The following is a 17,100-nucleotide window of genomic DNA, read 5'->3' on the forward strand; positions in this document are numbered from 1 at the left end:
TCAACCTGTTCATTTGCATCAGCCAATATCCAATCGTTTCTCTTCCCGTCAACTCAGCGTAGCCCTCTTTTCTGCACTGATCACCTTTGCTGCATACACCTGTATATTTGCTTTCCGAAAAGCCTTCAATGTAGCGGCCTATGCAGGATATACCATTTTGGGGCTGGATTATAAGATCGTACTGGTCATTACCCAGGTATTGGGATATATGAGCAGTAAGTTCTATGGCATACGATTTATTTCAGAAATGAAAAGGGTGGGAAGGGGCCGGCTGATACTGCTATTAGTAGCATTATCCTGGATGGCATGGCTGCTGTTTGCACTAATACCTCCTCCTTACAATGCCTGGTGCCTCTTCTTCAATGGATTCCCACTTGGTATGATATGGGGCATTGTGTTTTCTTATGTTGAAGGCCGGCGTACAACAGATCTCATCAGCGCAGCCTTGGCCGTCAGTTTTATCTTTGCCTCGGGGTTAGCCAAATTTACTGCACAATGGGTCATGCAATCGCTGGAAGTAAATGAATTCCGGATGCCATTTGTAGTCGGCGCCCTGTTTATCCTACCCTTATTATTATTCGTATATCTGCTGGAAAAGATTCCAGCACCCGACGCGGAAGACAAAGCATTACGTATGCACCGCCTACCCATGTCTGCCGAAGAAAGGAAAAAGCTCTTAGCCCGGTTCCTACCCGGCCTGGTAATGCTTGTCATTATCTACATTCTTGTAACCATACTAAGAGAAGTAAGGGATAGCTTTATGGCCGATATGTGGCGAGCCTCCGGCGAGCCCTTCGACGCCAGCGTATTTACCCGCACTGAGACTATCATTTCCCTGATCATACTGGTCATGATTGCAGGCATGATATTCCTTCAGAACAATTACAGGGCCTTCATCCTGACGCAGGTCATCATGTTGCTGGGCTTTATCATTTCTCTTGTAGCAACTGTGCTCTACCTTCAATCCGGGTTGTCATTATACCTGTGGATGATATTCGTGGGACTGGGCTTGTTCATGGTTTACATACCATTCAACAGTATATTGTTTGACCGTTTTATCGCCACTTTCCGCTTTTCCGGCAATGTCGGCTTCCTCATTTACCTGGCAGATTCCTTCGGTTACCTGGGAAGTGTAGGCGTATTACTAACGAAATCCCTGTTCCGCATTCAGGCCAACTGGTTACAGTTCTATACACAACTGGTGCTGATAACGGGATGCGCCGGTATTATCGGCACTATTATCAGTATCATTTATTTTATAAGGCAATACAGATCTGAGGTAAAGGTTTAGCTATTGCATCAATTCTGACCATTGTAAGGGTGCGGGCAATTCCTGGTTGCTGAATTCAATGTGGATCACCCTGCGTTTGTTACTGTTGGTTGTTCTGCTGGAGGCATGCAAAAGCAGCGGACGCATGATCATCATACCTCCTTTACGCACCTTGCACGATACTTCCGTTTCTTTGTCCCAATCTATCGTCTCCGGACGATAAATACCTTTGTTATGCGAACCCGGAACCACCCTTAAGGCGCCGTTTTGTTCATCCGTATCATCCAGGTGGATACGGATGGTAAAATTACTTTCCAATATCGTCAGTGGTGGCTGTACGGCATATTGTTGTTGTTTCACCGTCCACGGACCGAATCCTGGAAGATCCGCTTTCTCCTTTACTGAAATAGTGAGATCCTGGTGATAGGACACGAACCAGTTCGAATCGCCAGGTTTATCAAAATAGATAGATTTCACCACCTGATAACCCGTCCCGAAAAGCTCCTTCACCACCGCATTCAATCCTGGTGTAAAGATTGCATGCGCTGCGTCAGGCACTTCCTTGAGAAACTGCCTGATAGCAAACAGATCTTTCGTTTTGCGAAAGGTTTCATTAGAGCTGTCAGCCCGTTCAATAATCCCGATCAGTATATCTATTTCCTTATCAGTAAAAACATTCTCTATCACAGCAAATCCATTCGCAGCCATTTCCTGCTGATATGTTCTCCCGCTCATATATGCTGTTTGTAAAACTGTTCCCTTATATTAACAAGAATAGCTTCTGCTTTACTTAAATCCGGTGATTCCGGCAGGCCGGAACGTTCATATAGCTCATCCATCCTGTCCAGCTTTTCATCTACCATCTTCAACAGGTCATCATATTCAAACGCTCCGCTTTTTATTTTCAGCAAAAACTCTCTGTCCTTTCTTTGCACAATAACTTTACGCTCAACCGCTATCTCCTCTGCCATACTTAACAGGCGAAAGGTATGCATCATGTTTTTTGCATCGTAGTTCTTACCATGGGTTAAGGTGTTCTGGTATCTGGTGTCATTACGTTTTTCCACCCACTCCCAGTACTCGAGATACTCCCGGCAATAGACGGAATAACCGTCCTTATTGAAATTCATGACAGCCAGGTGAGAGATGCCGGCAGGAATTGAACTTAGTTGTACATCGTTGGCTGCTTCTCCGGATACAATACCTTTCAGGAATGTGTTATCGCTTATCTGATGCTGATGGAACAAGAGATAAACATCCCGGAAATGAGGCACCTGGGTCAGGCCACAATCTTTTTGTGAATACCCTTGAGTATCCAGCCAATGTTGAAGGGGAATACTGCCATTACCCGCAATGACATAACAGAAGTCCAGTACTGATTTACGCTTTTCATCCAATGGACGATGGATCTTCTTATTCAGACCTCTGGCCTTTTTTATTTGCGACGCTGCGTAACCGGCGAATGTATCTTTACATAACTTCGACAGGAAGTCATCCGGCCTTATCTGCTCCATCAAGGGATGACGGAACAACACACAATCGGGCGGTGTGCTTAAGAGTTCAATAATATTAGGATTATTCTTACTCAACAGATCTATAAACCGGCCTATTTCAAAATAGACCTCATCATTTGTGCTGTTCGAAATTTGCGGGGTATAGGTCAACCCATACAATTCCCCTGACGGCAGTACAAAGATCCCTTTGATATCTGTATCGGATGTAGGGGAGTGTAATTGCTGCGCCCTGCTACCGCTGATACATTTCAACAGCAGGTGCCTGGTATCGGATTGCAATTCTTCTAAAGTCATTGAGCATTGATATATTTTCTGAACAGTATATTCAGTTCAGTGGTGTTGTGTTGCACAGCCGGTAGCAATGATGCCTGTTGTTTACAGTACGTGATCATTTTTTCAATCCAATCCTGCAGCAATGGCACCGGTGTAATCATTGTTTTTTCATCAGATACTTTCTTGCGCTCCAGCAGGTCGTCCGTAGCGTCATTCCAGGCCTTATCTTCAACGAGCGTCCTCAACTCATTAAATGTGATTGGCGGTACTGTTTTTTTCTCAATGATCCATAGGGCTGCCAATACTGGCCTCAGTGCATAGAAGTATTTCTTGATCCTTACCTGCGCGCCCTGCAAATCATGTTCAAAGGTATTCCTTGTCATCGAAATATAGTGATGACAGCCGGCACGCCCGGAAAAATATTTCCCGCTTAGTTGCAACAACTCCCCTTTAAAAGCACCTTGTTCTTTATAAACAATCGGTGACTGCAGCCATTCGTATAGGGGAGGATTCGATTTCAGAAAAAGCTGCAATACTTTTCGTATATTCCATCCGCCAATATCCAAGACTTCATTTACCGGTAATTCAATTACATCTTTTCTCTCTTCGATACTAAGATAATCATCAGCAGGTTGGGCGTAAATGAATCTTACATCGTAATCGCTGTCGGGCGATGCAAAGCCCCAGGCGCGGCTTCCGGACTCACAGGCATAGAGTATTTTCACATTTCTTTCCCGCTCTATCGTCAGCAGTTTCTCTACTATAATATCATGCATGATAACAGGGTTATAACTCAACAAGATATAAAATTCACAAAAATATTTATTTCAGAATTTGTTATTATCAGAAAAATAGTTTGATCTTTGCACCATTAAAATAAAACACAAACAATATCATGTCACGCATACAGCTACATTTAAAACCAGGAAGTTTCTATTGCCAGATAGGTGGCAATGATACTTGCGGGGCATGTTATGCTAAAGGATAGTTGATAATAACTGATTCAATATAACACAGGCCCCGCAATTGCTTGCGGGGCTTTTTCTTTTACCTGAATTCAAGCTATGCAGATACGAATATCACACATAGGATTTAAACAGATCAGCACACGACGCTTACCGTGTGCAGGTCATAGCTATGCATGGATGCATGCAGGTAATGATCTATACCCCATTTTTCAACGACCAGATGATAGTCTGATTTAGCGTACGCTTATATCAGTTACATATAAACCCGGTCGTTTATCACGACCGGGTTTTTTATTGTTTGTTGCCCATATTGGCCTGTAGCTCAATGGTGAGAGCAACTGCCTTATACGCAGCAGGTTACCGGTTCAAATCCGGTCAGGCCAACAATTTTCCAGGTAGTGTAATGGTCAACATATCACACTTTGACTGTGATGTTCTCAGTTCGAATCTGAGCCCGGAAACAATGATGCTTTAGTTTAACGGCAAAATGCCCGGGCCCTCACAGGACCGGGAGTTGGAGGGTTCGACTCCCCCTGGCATCACAAATTATTTTAAGTAAATGGTATCAGTATAAATATGACATAACAATGCAACAGATCAACAAATGGAGACGGTTGAATGGTGAACAGATCAACATGCCGATAGCGGAAGAGATCAGCAATATTCTCGCAGCAGAAAGAGAAGCAGGTAATGACCTGAAAGTATGTATAGGTACCGACAGCCAGGTGAAGGGCCGCATTACGGAATTCGCAACAGTAATCGTTTTTATCCGGAAAGGTAAGGGCGGTTTCATGTACATCCATGCTGACAGCACGCTAAGAAAAATGAGTATCAAAGAACGGATGCTCGAAGAAGTGGGCAGAAGCATTGACGTTGCCTATTCACTGTGTAACATCTTTACCAGGTACAATGTGGATATGGAAGTGCATGCAGATATCAACACCAATCCAAACTTCAGGAGTAACGATGCATTGAAAGAAGCAATGGGGTACATCATGGGTATGGGCTTCACCTTCCGGGCAAAGCCATACGCCTTTGCGAGTACTTCCTGCGCGAATAAAATAGTTCATTAAAATTTTATTGTATGGTTTATGTAAACAGCCTCCGGGCCACTGAACTGACAAGAGACAACAATATTGCCAACACAGCACTCATCTCCGGTTTTCAAGAAACTGTGATGGTCGCAACAAGAATGTACCGGGGTGCAGGTCTTGTTGATAATGCCGGCGTGACGATCATGACGGGAGTAAGGGCCTTGCCTGAAATTGAAAGGGATGATTAGAGGATATTGTTCAATGCAATGAACAATATCCTCTAATCATACCCTGGGCTTTCCATGCATTGGCAATAACGCCTTTTTTCAATTCATTCTTTTAATACCCATTACTTGCACCAGGATAATGCAGCCGGCCCATTCCCCTCATTTGACTGGAACTCCTATAATACTAAAGGAGCCTACACCATATCATGAAATCTTATGCATCCCTGACAACCTAATGAGCTCTTTTTCCGTACGCTGCATTCAACCGTAATGGCTGCCGGAAAAGAACGCTATTTCTTCCTCCGCCGGCAGATTGCCGACATATAACAATATCATTAAAAGGAATGCTTCCTTTAGCTTATATTGTAGCACATTTAAGCGTGTTCTCTTTATCCTTTACCGAAATGGTCTCATCACTAACGAAGAGTAAAAAATTAACGGAATGTTTCCCGGGAAGACATTAGTTTGGTGTTCAAATTTGTAGCCTTAAAAAGAATACGGACCAGCGTTGCAACAAGTCACTGACCAACAACTATAATAAACAGTAAAATGGCTGTTAGTTTAGCGAATTGACGAAATATCGTTATCTGGTTTTGGCCAAAAAACCATACTTAATTAATAATCAACAAATTATCAATTGGCACGGAATTAAGGCCGTTGCTCCACAAAAAATAGCTTTATCAACCTATATGATCACACTTATTATTGACGACAATGCCATTGCACGTAGCACACTTCTGGAGTTGACCAGCCAGATCAAAGGCGTTGTTGTTGCCTGTGAATGTGGAAGTGCGCTTGAAGCTTATAATTATCTCCAGGACAACCCCGTAGATCTGCTGTTACTGGATATTGAAATGCCTGGAATGTCAGGACTTGAATTAATAAAAAACCTTGGCAATAAAAGGCCTGTCATCATTTTTACCACTTCGAAGAAGGAATATGCCGTAGAAGCCTTCGAGCTGAATGTGGCAGATTATCTGGTAAAGCCAATTACTCCCGGCAGATTCATTCAGGCCATAGAAAAGGTCCGTCAGATCCTGGACAGCAACAAAGAAGAGATGCGCTGGGAAAACGATGAATTCATATTTATCAGGGACTCTAATATTGTAAGAAGGCTGAAGCTGGAAGAAATACTATATGCCGAGGCTATGGGGGACTACGTAAAGATATTTACCGCAAAGAAGTTTTTTGCCATCCACGTTTCCCTGCGGGTGCTGGAAGAGCGCTTGCCTGCCGCCCGTTTTCTGAGGATTCACCGATCCTATATGGTGGCGATCGACAAAATAGATACCCTGCAGGACGGAGCTGTATTGATTGGCGACAAGTCGCTTCCGGTGGCTGACGCCTATCGCAAAATACTCAACAAGCGGATGAACGTGCTCTGATCCGCTACCTCCTTTAAGGGGCATCCGGCTATTGTTTTTGCCTTTCCGGCGAAAGTGATCGACGGATGTGACGGCGGTAAAAGACTTTTATTGATTGATAATGAACAACAATCGCTTTACATACCTGATCCTGATTGCCTTCATCGCCGGTACCCTCGTGCTGGCATTCGTGCAATACAATTCTTCCAGGAACATTGATCAGCTGATCAAGGGCAACCAAAAGCTACTCAAGGAACTGCAGACAGGCAATAAATTACGTGAACTGGAGCGGGATATCATATGGGTGGAAAGCCGTATCCGTGCCGCTATTGCTACTGACGACACTTCCCATATAGAAGGGGTGGATGCAAAAATTGCCGAAGTGGAAGCCTTCGTCGATACCCTGAAGCAGATAAACAGGGACGACAGCGCTGCAATGTATATTAAAAGGTTGGAATACCTGGCCGGCCAGAAGCTCCATAACAAGAACCAATTGATGCACGAGTTTTTCCGGACAGGGAAAATGGACGACACCAGTCTGATCGCCAATCCACGTGCCAGGGAAATTTCAAATGAGATCAGTACAATCACCCGGAAGATCTATGACAGCCGCCAGTCTGTTATGACATCTCTCAGTGACAATATCAATGAAAGCAGTCGTAAGGCGAGAAACTGGGGTATCATCCTCATCTGCCTGATATTACTGACCGCCGGAGGAGTATTATGGTTCGTTATGACAAGGATACGCCAGCAACAGCTACTGATACTGGAACTGGACAGATCGGAAAAGAAAGTACGGGAAATTGCCATGATCAAGGAGAACTTCATGACCAATATGAGTCATGAGATCAGGACACCTCTAAATGCCATACTGGGATTTACCAATTTGCTGAGGTCCAGGAAGCTTGACGAAGATTCTACAGAGTTCGTTAATTCTATACAAAAGGCAGGAGAGAACCTGCTTACCATCATCAACGACATTCTTGACCTGTCGAAAATAGAAGCTGGTATGGTGAGGATTGAGGCAACTCCTTTCAGTGTAAGAGGCCTGCTTCATTCCATCCAGACCTTATTTAGTGAGAAAGTAAAAGAAAAGAAGCTGGTACTGCAGGGAGAAATATCATCATCTGTACCAGATACCCTGATAGGAGACGCTACCCGTCTGACGCAGATACTGGTCAACCTGATAGGGAATGCGCTCAAGTTCACCGAGAAGGGAGGCATTATTATTTCTGTAGATAATAAAAAGAGCGACAGTAACATTATACAATTGGAATTTACTATTACAGATACCGGGATTGGCATTGAACCTTCCAAACTCTCTTCCATATTTGACCGCTTTCATCAGGCAGAAGATTCTATCACCCGTAAATACGGTGGTACCGGGCTGGGGCTTTCAATTGTAAAGGACCTGGTTATGCTGCAGGGAGGGGACATCAGCGTTGAAAGTCAACCGGGAAAAGGTACTACCTTCAAATTCTTCATTCCATATGCAATTGCGTCCAAGCAGGTGCCAATACCAGAGACGGTAGACATCAGTCAGTTTAAGATCACTGCAAACCGCTCCGTAAAAATATTAGTGGTAGATGATAATGACATGAACCGCAGCCTGATGAGGCATCTTCTTACAGAATGGGACCTGTCTTTCGATATGGCAAGCAACGGAACCGAGGCCATCGATTACCTGAAAAAAGCGCAATATGACCTCATATTGATGGATATCCAGATGCCGGAGATGGACGGATATACTGCCACCCGTCTCATCCGGAGAGAACTGCAACTGGATGTTCCTATAGTTGCCATGACAGCCCATGCACTGGCCGGAGAAAGGGAAAAATGCCTCAGTAATGGCATGAACGAATATATTTCGAAGCCGATCAATGAAAAGGAACTCTATCAGCTGATCAACCGGTTTGCTTCTATTTCTACGCTTAAGCCGCAATATGCACAGGCCAAAGCAGCTACTCCGGACTACCAGTATATTAACCTGGACTACATGAAGGAGATCAGTCGTGGAAATAAAGTGTATGAGAAAAAAGTAACCAGGCAGTTCATTGATGCAATGCCCCAGGAAATTTCCCTGCTTGAATCTGCTTTTCATAACAACGACATAAAAACATTAAGAAGTACTGCTCATAATATGAAGACCACGATATCGATTATGGGACTTACGGAGCGCTTATTCCCAACGCTGGATGAACTGGAATCCGCAACAGAGATCGCTCCTCCTTTATTGATACATATAGATATGCTGAAATCATTTACCAACAACGCCCTCCGGGAGGCGGAAGATTTTTTCTCACAGGCGTAATGTTAACCCGGTTATTTAAAGGAGCAGTCATGGACTGCTCTTTTTTTGTTTAAGTATCCCCCTCATAGCGACAGTTTTTGCCTGTTTGGCGAACAACACGTCTTCTCACCTTTCAATTGAGGTAGTTTTATAACAGCAAGAACAACAGATCCATTTCGCAGACTTTAAATCAACCAGTTATGCTACGTCCTATATTCAACACAATCATCAATTACAAGCAGGGTGAGCCATTTGCCCCCGCTATGCAGCGTCCATCATTTTTATCGATGATAAAAAGTATACTGGACTTACTGGCTATGCCAAATTACAGCACCTGTAAATACGCTATGGCGATCAAACCCATTATTGCATAAACCTTCCTCCTAACGCTTAAATATCGATGTTATGAATACCAGCAAGCCATTTTTTGAGATCCATACTTTTGACCAGGTTGCACACAATAACCAATTCAATAATAAAGCGCCTCACACACATGATCTCATTGAGATCATCTGGGCAGTTTCCGGGGAATGCACACTGAAGGTCGACATGCAAACTTATTCTCCCAAGGTAGACCAGGTATTCGGCATCATGCCCAATCAATTACATCAGTTTATTGCGGACGAAGATGCTCAGGGATACATCATCCGCTTTAATGAGCTGTTTCTACAGGAGTATAATTCCGTTTATCATGCGGACCTGCTCCTGGTATTGATCCAGTCGAAAAATGTCAGCTATAGTGAGGAGATCCGCCATGAGATGAAAACAATCATGGATAAGCTGATCCAGGAATATTCACAAAAACAGATCTACAGCTCAGATATATTAAGCCGGTACCTGAATATCCTGTTCATTCACATGTCCAGGCAATCACGTACGGAACCATCCGCTAATCAGCAGAATCACAATATCAGGCAGGCAAAACGCTTCATTCAATTGGTCGATCAGCATTTCAAGGCGCATAAGAAGGTATCTGAATTTGCAGATATCATGTGCGTTACTCCCAGTTACCTGAACGAGGCTATAAAAAAGACCACAGGATATACTGCAGGTCACCATATCCGGCAACGTGTTATACTGGAAGCCAAAAGGTATGCTGCCTATTCAGATAGCAGCATGAAAGAGGTTGCGTGGGACCTGGGTTTCACGGACATCTGTTATTTCAGCAAATTATTTAAGAAGGAGACGGGATACAATTTTACGGACTTTAAGAAACGACAGGAGAGAGTATTAGCTGTGTAACAGAGTGGGGGCATGACGGCGCTGTGGCTGGAGTGCCCCTTCCTTTTTCAGCATGGTGCAGTTGGTTCAATCCAGGATAGGACCAGGATCTAACTTGTAAGTCAATGCAACTTACATCGAACATGATACAATGTTCCTCTACCGAAACTCCATTGAGAAGATAACTGAGAATGATATTATTGATCCAGTAAAGACAAGGTAATTTTTATCATTTCACGGAGAGCATCATAATCAGGGCGGTTGCGCCCTGTTACACGAAGGCCCATGATATTATTGTACAGATTCCTGGCCAGGGCTTTGGCCGGAAACTTCTTTGAGATCTCACCGGTAGCCTGCCCTTCCTTTATCCACATATAGAACTGCTGTTCCATATCCTCCATGGTGGTTAAGGCCATCTGAGCCACTTCTTTATCCACGGAGTTCAATTCCATATTGGCATTTACCATCATACAGCCTTTCCGCGCTTTATCTGTTACAATATCGTTTATCATATAATCGAATACTGTGCGGATCTTCTTTTTATAGCTGTTAGTTTTAGACAGCAGTTCTTCCATAGCATTATTCTGGGCATCCTGGTAATTTCCAAGTGCCTTCAGGAATAATCCATGTTTATCACCAAAGGTATCATAAATGCTACTACGGCTTAGTCCCGTTGCCTGAACGAGATCGTCCATGGAAGTGCCATTATATCCTTTTTCATTGAATACTCGCTCGGCCTTCCTTAGCACTTCCAATTCATCAAATCGTTTTGCTTTCGGCATTTTTATTGGAATTATCGTTCCAAAGTTATTAAAAATAACTGCAAGGCGAAGCTGCAGCATGCCTCTTGGTTTACTATAATAAGAACAAGATATGGCGAATACCGGCCAGGCCTGTATTCGCCATATCTTGTCTGAAACAGTTATTTACAGTGTGATCATCCCTCCGTCAGCGATCAGTTCTGCACCTATTACAAAGCTGCTGTCTTCAGAAGCAAAGAAAGTGACGATACGGGCTATTTCTTCCGGCGTACCAAATCTACCCATTGGTATCTGCGATGCTATACCTGCCTGAACCGCATCCGCCTGTTCTTTCTCAAAACCAAATTTATCATAAAGCGGTGTTTTGACAGGACCGGGGCTGATGGCGTTCACTCTGATCTTACGAGGTAACAGTTCGGTCGACAGTGTACGTGCCAGGGTTATCAATGCTCCTTTACTGGCAGCGTACAATGTGGTATTAGCCATACCTATGTGGCTGTTGATGGATGTATTGAGGATAATGGATCCTCCATCGTTGAATAAAGGTAATAGCTGCTGAATCGTGAAGTAAGCACTCTTAACATTGATATTAAATGTCTCATCGTATTGTGTCTCACTAATCGTTTCAAAAGGAGCCAACTTAGCTACGCCTGCGTTTATAAACAGTATATCCAGACTTGGGAAAATACCCTTTACCTGTTGTTGCAGTTTGAATACATCCTCCATATCAGACGCATCGGAAAGCAATGTAAATGCATTCTCTCCCAATGACTGTCTTGCTTCTTCCAGGGCGGCGGCATTACGGCCGGTGATAATCACTTTTGCGCCCTGTTGAATGAATTCTTTTGCAGTGGCAAACCCGATACCACTATTTCCACCTGTAACAAGAGCTGTTTTATTTTGTAACTTTTTCATGATGTAATTAGTTTGTGTGATAGTTATTTGGAACGATCATTCCGATACAAATGTAGAACATCCGGAACGATTGTTCCAAATAAAGTGAGCATGAAAGTCAAATTCTTAATCTAGATTAAGATGACATGGATGGATGGCGATGGCTATTGTCTGGTTGGCCCCCAATTTTGCCTGCTTCCGGAGATAGTGCTCCCGCCACCGTTGGTTTTGGAACATCTTTGTATCACAAAACAACTAAAACCAAAGATCATGAACACAAAAACAACAAAAGCAATTTATTGGATAGGCGTAATATTTCTTTCATTGTGGTTTGGAGCAAGCGGCTTCTTTGAACTGACAAAAAATCCAATTGTCTGGGACATCACAGTACAATTGGGCTATCCTCCGCACTTCATTTATATTTTGGGGATGGCTAAACTTTCAGGCATTATCGTTCTTTTAATTCCAAACAGACTGCTGAGATTAAAAGAATGGGTATTTGCAGGGATATTCTTTGACATCATTTTTGCATTCTTCTCAAAGTTAAGCGTGCTTGCGCCTTCAGCAGCAATTGACGCGGTGGTGGCGTTTGTGATAGTGAGTGTGACTTATACGATGTTCAGGAGGTTATATCCGGCGGAGTATACGAAGGTAAGCGTGAATTAGGCAGTGATTATGTTCGTCTTTTATTGAACATCATTTGCGGATGATATAAAAACTAGTCCTTTCCTTAAATATTTTTGCATGTAAATTATGCAGGAGTAATACCAATTTAATTATAGTAAGGAAAGGCAGCCCGTCGAGGTTGCCTTTCCTTATTGCATATTATCCATTATTCCGCCGGAATAACTTTTGTACAACTTCCAATGAAACTAATAACAATATATTTAGAATAAACACATCGAGAAAACGGTATTTAAAAGTCCAGCCCAATGGAGTTCGTCGGTCCTTGGCCATTACATTATCCCACCCCATATTTTTTGATCAAAAATATAAAACCCAGGCAACAATAGATTGGCTTGCTGAACGACTCGTTGCACCCAGTTTAAATAGCCACAATCAGATGTTAGGGGAATATATCCTTCAATTATATTAACTATAATTGCACCTTCTAAATACGCTAATTTGATCAGGAAAATACAAACACGTCCCTATCACCTGTTGTTGCTAATGGCACTTACCACCTTTGCAATGTCCTTTTGTTATTATTCTAGCCAGATAGATATTCATTTACATGATACTTATTTTATAATCCCTGTACCTTTTTTGCTCTGGACGTTTACATTATTTTTACTGCTCTTCTGGGCTTTATACCATATCACATTCCGGTTCTTACTTAGTACCATCCTTATCTGGCTTCATATGATCGGGATTGTTATTCTCTTCCCGTTGACAATATACACTTATGGATCACCTTTCCTGTTCGATAATGTTACACCTTACGACTTCGCTACCTGGGAAGTCATGCAAAGACAGATGCTTATCCAGACACCCATTGTTTCAGTGTTTGTTATGCTTCATGCTTTGTATTTAGTTAATCTTATTGGGGGAGTTATCAAAGTAGTTACTAAATCCTCTAAATAACAATGGGGTCCTGCCTTTTCTTTTCCACTCTCCCTGCTGCCCAGCTAGCCGGAGAGCTACTAATGGCTAAAAAAAGTATCTTGACCCGAGTTATAAATGACAATCGATAGTCCATCATAAAGTCAACTCTAAATCAATGGAGCAAGAGGAATCAGCGCAATATTGGGAAATCTTTAAGACTAAGGTCAGGCCTCTCACTGAAAGCCAGCAGCGGGTAATTGCTTACAAGTTTTGTTTGCTTATCGAGAACGACCTGGATGACTTTGGTAAGGGTGCACTTACTCTTCTGGAGCAAGTAACATCTGCCCGTGTTTCATTGCAAGATTGTATATCTTACCGGGAGCAATTACAGGATAAGCTTCCCGATGATGATACAGAAACAAGCCCTTACAGCCCTTTGATCTGGGCTTTAATGCCCCATACAGATTCCTATCCTGCGTGGTATTCGGCCGCCATTGTGGGGGTGAACATAGTTGATCTCAAGATTCGCACTTTTTCCGAATTGACGGATCTAACAAAGGAAATAGTGAGCAATTTTTAACGAGGCTGTAACTAGCTGTATAAAGGGGCATTTTTTACCGGTTCAATAGTTGGGTCTCCATTTCACAGGTACTCTGTCACATACAATCTCAAACGCCAGCAATAGAAATACATTTACTACAGCAAGATCAAGAAACCTGTATTTATATATCCATTCCAATCGGGTACGGTTGTTACTCTTTTTTACGATGCACTCTATTAAGAGATCAGTTGGCAGAGTTCTAATAATACAAGCCAGCGCGAATAGTAAACTAGTAACTACCACATTAAAAAGGAAATAGGTTGATACAAAAAGCCGGGCATATAACAATGCCAGACAATATATCGCCCATATTGTACATTGATAATAAGGATCACTCCCTCCCCACATAAATTCGTGCTCATCCATTCTGATATAAGATAAAAGTATCCATAGCCAAATAGCTAACAGCAATAAATTGGCTATAACAACTGGTTGTTGTTTAACATGTGCATTATCTAGTATTTCAGCGCCACTATTGCTCTTCAGTTTTTCTGGCATCAGCTTTCGCATTATTCCAAGTGATAATAACAAGCATACATTAACGGTCACAAGGTCCAGATAGAGATATTCAAAATCCCACCAAATATCTATATGTTTCTTCCTCATAAGATACATGATCAGTGCATTGGTCGGCTCATGCCTGATTATTGTCGCCAACTTAAATAGTATGGGAGTAATGATAATATTTAAGAGGCGACTTGAGGTAACGTAATAATGAACATACACCAATGAAAGCACATACATCAAATAAAGGGTCCCATAGTAGTAAGGACTGTCACTTAGCCCCAGAGCATCTGTTTTACTCATTCCAACAAAGCGCCATAATATCCATGTCCAGATGCTTAATAGCGAAAGATAAATAATGACAACGGATTGCCTTTTCATAGATAGGGAGATCTTTTGAACTTGATTGGAGTATGCCGGTGCCGGCCATAATAAGCCCAAAACAAAAAAGGCCTGCATTCCTGCAAGCCTTCTCTTTTCCGCTCCCCCTGCTGGACTTGAACCAGCGACCCTCTGATTAACAGTCAGATGCTCTAACCAACTGAGCTAAGGAGGAGTGTTTTTCCCGTTTCGGGATTGCAAAAATAGACAATTTTTCATTTCCGCAAAATTCTTTTCAAATATTTTTTCAAACAGGATCTACCAATACCAGCAAACGCTTATCCACCGCGGAATCACGGGTATAAAAATTTACAAATTGCAGGTCGAGCTTCGTCACCGGGAAGTGCGGGAACGTATGTAACACCTTGCAACGATGCCCCTGGGCAAGCAGCGAATCTTTCCACTGCGGAGTGGTATAGATCAGCGACGGGCCTGGTGGTAAAGTGTCATACGACAAGCAGGGAGCATCCAGGTAATATGTCAACGCATAAGAATGTGCCTTGTAAAACCCAACAGCCGCTCCTTTAAGGTGCTCATTCGCATAAAATGCAGCCGTGCTGCCACTCTGATAACGCAGCACATCCGGATAGAACAGCCCGTTTAAAAAAAGATTCAGCGCCGCACTCGCCAGGCAGGTACGGAAAAATATACGTGCCTTTTCTTTCAACGGCAGCCATATAAAAACGCCGATCAGAATCACAATCAATACAACAGCCACTAAGTTAATTTGAGGCCGGTAAAGCGCCCATAAAGCAGGAATAGCGACGGCTATTATACCTATGATGATATACTGCGTAACACGGAAGGCCTTTTCTTTCTTCATGGACAGTATATATTGCGCCGTCAGGATCGAAAAGAAAGGGAAAATAATATTCAGGTAATGTGGCAACTGGAATTTAGACAGGGAGAATAACAGGAAGGTCGTAAGCGCCCCGCTGATGCAATAATACTCCCGTGCCTGACGCCCCTTCCTGATAAAGGCAATCACGGCCACATACAGGAAAATGGACCAGGGCACAAACGCCCAGAGCACCGTATGCAGGAAGAAAGAAGGATCGCCACTGCCTTTGATCGGACCGGAGTTCATAAACCGGCCAAACTGACTATCCCAGAAAAAGAAGCGGATACCCGACACCCCGGTTTGCCCAAAAACAACCTTCTCCGGATGAGCATCAAACTGCTGGTACAATGCATATAGCTCAGGCGTAATAAACACGCCAACCAGTAGGGCTACCATCAGCCAGCGCATGTGAAACAATTCCTTCCACTGCTTAGTGAATACAAATTGCCCGATCAGTGCAAACCCTATCGGCACCAATGCAAAAGGCCCCTTTGTCATTACTGCAAAGGCAGCAAGTAATGCTCCCGGCAGTAATTGCCGCTTATACAGATGATATACACTCCCAATGATCAACCCTGTGAGGTAAGGCTCCGCACGAACATCCGTACTCGATATAACAAGATGTTCCGCCGTCAGCAGGATACAGACAGACCAGCGGGCTACCTGTTCTCCGTAGAGCTCCTTCGCGAAACGGTACGTATATATTACGCCCAACATCAGGAATAGAAAAGCAGGGAGCTTGTAAGCAAAGGTGGTAAAACCGAACAGATGATAGGAGAGTGCCGCCATCCAGAAAGGGAAATGAGGCTTATCCAGCCAATCCTGGCCATCCACATACAGGTTCAGGTAATCATGATACTGCACCATATGTTTGGCAATACCAGCATATAAAGCGCCATCAGGCTCCATAATTGTAACCGGCAAACCGCTGATATGAATAAAGATCAGCAACCCGATCATCCACAGGCTGACTTTCCTTTCTGAAACAGAAGATAGTGACATCTGCAAAAGTTACAGCACCGCGGTCACTTCCACAAAGCTAAAGGGGGAGTTTAATCGAAAATTAACAGGGTCACCAACCGAAAAGGCTGGATTTCTCAAAGCCGATATACAGACCGTCTTCCCGCTGCTCCAGCGGATACGTCTTCAGGTAGAACCCTTCACCACTACTGTTATACCCGTTCTTAATGTTAAACCGGTATCTATGTAGCGGACATACAACATTACCGGCATCATCTATAAAACCATCTGCCATAATACCGCTTGCATGCGGGCATTTATAAGCAAATGCATAGATCTGCTGCTCGTATAGGGTATAACAGATCTTTTTGCCGTGAACCTCCATTACACCTATCTCACCTTCCCTTGCGTACAGGTCTGATAAACGATGCCAGTTGTATTGTTTTGCCATG

The 17,100-nt window shown here is 43.2% G+C and carries 17 protein-coding genes and 3 tRNA genes; 11 read left to right on the top strand and 9 right to left on the bottom strand.

The features are described 5' to 3' along the window. Nucleotides 1-13: 13 nt before the first annotated feature. Entirely contained in the window at nt 14-1,291 is a 1,278-nt protein-coding gene (locus MYF79_RS02930; protein WP_247812481.1) for a DUF5690 family protein, read from the top strand. Here the strand turns inward: MYF79_RS02930 and MYF79_RS02935 are convergent, their stop codons facing one another. Genes MYF79_RS02935 through MYF79_RS02945 form a run of 3 tightly spaced genes read right to left on the bottom strand, consistent with a single transcriptional unit; the run spans nt 1,292 to nt 3,833 of the window. Further along, nucleotides 1,292-2,005: a phytanoyl-CoA dioxygenase family protein gene (locus MYF79_RS02935; protein WP_247812482.1), complete on the bottom strand. Its 714-nt coding sequence runs from the start codon at nt 2,003-2,005 to the stop codon at nt 1,292-1,294. Continuing rightward, entirely contained in the window at nt 2,002-3,078 is a 1,077-nt protein-coding gene (locus MYF79_RS02940) for a DNA polymerase beta superfamily protein (protein ID WP_247812483.1), read from the bottom strand. The genes MYF79_RS02935 and MYF79_RS02940 overlap by 4 nt, the downstream gene beginning before the upstream one ends. Further along, nucleotides 3,075-3,833: a nucleotidyltransferase domain-containing protein gene (locus MYF79_RS02945; RefSeq protein WP_247812484.1), complete on the bottom strand. Its 759-nt coding sequence runs from the start codon at nt 3,831-3,833 to the stop codon at nt 3,075-3,077. The genes MYF79_RS02940 and MYF79_RS02945 overlap by 4 nt, the downstream gene beginning before the upstream one ends. 503 nt (nt 3,834-4,336) lie before the next feature. On the opposite strand from MYF79_RS02945, the gene MYF79_RS02950 reads away from it, so the two are divergent. The 8 genes from MYF79_RS02950 (at nt 4,337) to MYF79_RS02985 (ending at nt 10,182) form a co-directional block, all read left to right on the top strand. Then, nucleotides 4,337-4,409 (top strand) — tRNA-Ile (locus MYF79_RS02950). 81 nt (nt 4,410-4,490) lie between these two features. Further along, nucleotides 4,491-4,567, top strand: a tRNA-OTHER gene (locus MYF79_RS02955). 45 nt (nt 4,568-4,612) lie between these two features. After that, nucleotides 4,613-5,098, top strand: coding sequence for a ribonuclease H-like YkuK family protein (locus MYF79_RS02960; protein ID WP_247812485.1), 486 nt, complete (start codon nt 4,613-4,615; stop codon nt 5,096-5,098). Between the two features lie 11 nt (nt 5,099-5,109). Continuing rightward, complete coding sequence (locus MYF79_RS02965) at nt 5,110-5,307, top strand: hypothetical protein (RefSeq protein ID WP_247812486.1); 198 nt, start codon at nt 5,110-5,112, stop codon at nt 5,305-5,307. A 668-nt stretch (nt 5,308-5,975) separates the two neighbouring features. Beyond that, entirely contained in the window at nt 5,976-6,671 is a 696-nt protein-coding gene (locus tag MYF79_RS02970; RefSeq protein ID WP_247812487.1) for a LytR/AlgR family response regulator transcription factor, read from the top strand. A 100-nt stretch (nt 6,672-6,771) separates the two neighbouring features. After that, on the top strand, nt 6,772-8,961 hold the full coding sequence (locus tag MYF79_RS02975; protein ID WP_247812488.1) for a response regulator: 2,190 nt from the start codon (nt 6,772-6,774) through the stop codon (nt 8,959-8,961). A gap of 179 nt (nt 8,962-9,140) precedes the next feature. Further along, nucleotides 9,141-9,314, top strand: coding sequence for a hypothetical protein (locus MYF79_RS02980; RefSeq protein ID WP_247812489.1), 174 nt, complete (start codon nt 9,141-9,143; stop codon nt 9,312-9,314). Nucleotides 9,315-9,345: 31 nt separating this feature from the next. Continuing rightward, on the top strand, nt 9,346-10,182 hold the full coding sequence (locus tag MYF79_RS02985; protein WP_247812490.1) for a helix-turn-helix transcriptional regulator: 837 nt from the start codon (nt 9,346-9,348) through the stop codon (nt 10,180-10,182). Between the two features lie 176 nt (nt 10,183-10,358). Here MYF79_RS02985 and MYF79_RS02990 read toward each other — a convergent pair whose 3' ends face one another. Continuing rightward, nucleotides 10,359-10,943, bottom strand: coding sequence for a TetR/AcrR family transcriptional regulator (locus tag MYF79_RS02990; RefSeq protein ID WP_247812491.1), 585 nt, complete (start codon nt 10,941-10,943; stop codon nt 10,359-10,361). Nucleotides 10,944-11,087: 144 nt separating this feature from the next. Further along, the gene (locus tag MYF79_RS02995; protein ID WP_247812492.1) at nt 11,088-11,837 is read right to left on the bottom strand and encodes an SDR family oxidoreductase; all 750 of its coding nucleotides are present in this window, start codon (nt 11,835-11,837) and stop codon (nt 11,088-11,090) included. A gap of 249 nt (nt 11,838-12,086) precedes the next feature. Here MYF79_RS02995 and MYF79_RS03000 point away from each other — a divergent pair, with 249 nt between their 5' ends. Together MYF79_RS03000 and MYF79_RS03005 are read left to right on the top strand one after the other, a co-directional pair. Then, entirely contained in the window at nt 12,087-12,482 is a 396-nt protein-coding gene (locus tag MYF79_RS03000) for a DoxX family protein (protein WP_247812493.1), read from the top strand. A 1,054-nt stretch (nt 12,483-13,536) separates the two neighbouring features. Then, complete coding sequence (locus MYF79_RS03005) at nt 13,537-13,941, top strand: hypothetical protein (protein WP_247812494.1); 405 nt, start codon at nt 13,537-13,539, stop codon at nt 13,939-13,941. A gap of 42 nt (nt 13,942-13,983) precedes the next feature. On the opposite strand, the gene MYF79_RS03010 is transcribed toward MYF79_RS03005, so the two are convergent. The 4 genes from MYF79_RS03010 to MYF79_RS03025 form a co-directional block, all read right to left on the bottom strand. Next, nucleotides 13,984-14,847: a hypothetical protein gene (locus tag MYF79_RS03010; RefSeq protein ID WP_247812495.1), complete on the bottom strand. Its 864-nt coding sequence runs from the start codon at nt 14,845-14,847 to the stop codon at nt 13,984-13,986. A 101-nt stretch (nt 14,848-14,948) separates the two neighbouring features. Next, nucleotides 14,949-15,022, bottom strand: a tRNA-Asn gene (locus tag MYF79_RS03015). A 72-nt stretch (nt 15,023-15,094) separates the two neighbouring features. After that, complete coding sequence (locus MYF79_RS03020) at nt 15,095-16,690, bottom strand: ArnT family glycosyltransferase (RefSeq protein WP_247812496.1); 1,596 nt, start codon at nt 16,688-16,690, stop codon at nt 15,095-15,097. A gap of 70 nt (nt 16,691-16,760) precedes the next feature. After that, nucleotides 16,761-17,099, bottom strand: coding sequence for a Rieske (2Fe-2S) protein (locus tag MYF79_RS03025; RefSeq protein ID WP_247812497.1), 339 nt, complete (start codon nt 17,097-17,099; stop codon nt 16,761-16,763). Nucleotide 17,100: the final 1 nt, after the last annotated feature.

It is taken from the genome of Chitinophaga filiformis, from assembly GCF_023100805.1.
In the GTDB taxonomy this organism is placed as follows: Bacteria; Bacteroidota; Bacteroidia; order Chitinophagales; family Chitinophagaceae; genus Chitinophaga; species Chitinophaga filiformis_B.

Coding starts and splice junctions, on each gene's coding strand:
- MYF79_RS02945 (WP_247812484.1), bottom strand. CDS start 3,833: ATGCATGATATTATAGTAGAGAAACTGCTGACGATAGAGCGGGAAAGA.
- MYF79_RS03005 (WP_247812494.1), top strand. CDS start 13,537: ATGGAGCAAGAGGAATCAGCGCAATATTGGGAAATCTTTAAGACTAAG.
- MYF79_RS02985 (WP_247812490.1), top strand. CDS start 9,346: ATGAATACCAGCAAGCCATTTTTTGAGATCCATACTTTTGACCAGGTT.
- MYF79_RS02940 (WP_247812483.1), bottom strand. CDS start 3,078: ATGACTTTAGAAGAATTGCAATCCGATACCAGGCACCTGCTGTTGAAA.
- MYF79_RS03000 (WP_247812493.1), top strand. CDS start 12,087: ATGAACACAAAAACAACAAAAGCAATTTATTGGATAGGCGTAATATTT.
- MYF79_RS02960 (WP_247812485.1), top strand. CDS start 4,613: ATGCAACAGATCAACAAATGGAGACGGTTGAATGGTGAACAGATCAAC.
- MYF79_RS02970 (WP_247812487.1), top strand. CDS start 5,976: ATGATCACACTTATTATTGACGACAATGCCATTGCACGTAGCACACTT.
- MYF79_RS03025 (WP_247812497.1), bottom strand. CDS start 17,099: ATGGCAAAACAATACAACTGGCATCGTTTATCAGACCTGTACGCAAGG.
- MYF79_RS02980 (WP_247812489.1), top strand. CDS start 9,141: ATGCTACGTCCTATATTCAACACAATCATCAATTACAAGCAGGGTGAG.
- MYF79_RS02995 (WP_247812492.1), bottom strand. CDS start 11,837: ATGAAAAAGTTACAAAATAAAACAGCTCTTGTTACAGGTGGAAATAGT.
- MYF79_RS02990 (WP_247812491.1), bottom strand. CDS start 10,943: ATGCCGAAAGCAAAACGATTTGATGAATTGGAAGTGCTAAGGAAGGCC.
- MYF79_RS02965 (WP_247812486.1), top strand. CDS start 5,110: ATGGTTTATGTAAACAGCCTCCGGGCCACTGAACTGACAAGAGACAAC.
- MYF79_RS02935 (WP_247812482.1), bottom strand. CDS start 2,005: ATGAGCGGGAGAACATATCAGCAGGAAATGGCTGCGAATGGATTTGCT.
- MYF79_RS03020 (WP_247812496.1), bottom strand. CDS start 16,690: ATGTCACTATCTTCTGTTTCAGAAAGGAAAGTCAGCCTGTGGATGATC.
- MYF79_RS02975 (WP_247812488.1), top strand. CDS start 6,772: ATGAACAACAATCGCTTTACATACCTGATCCTGATTGCCTTCATCGCC.
- MYF79_RS03010 (WP_247812495.1), bottom strand. CDS start 14,847: ATGAAAAGGCAATCCGTTGTCATTATTTATCTTTCGCTATTAAGCATC.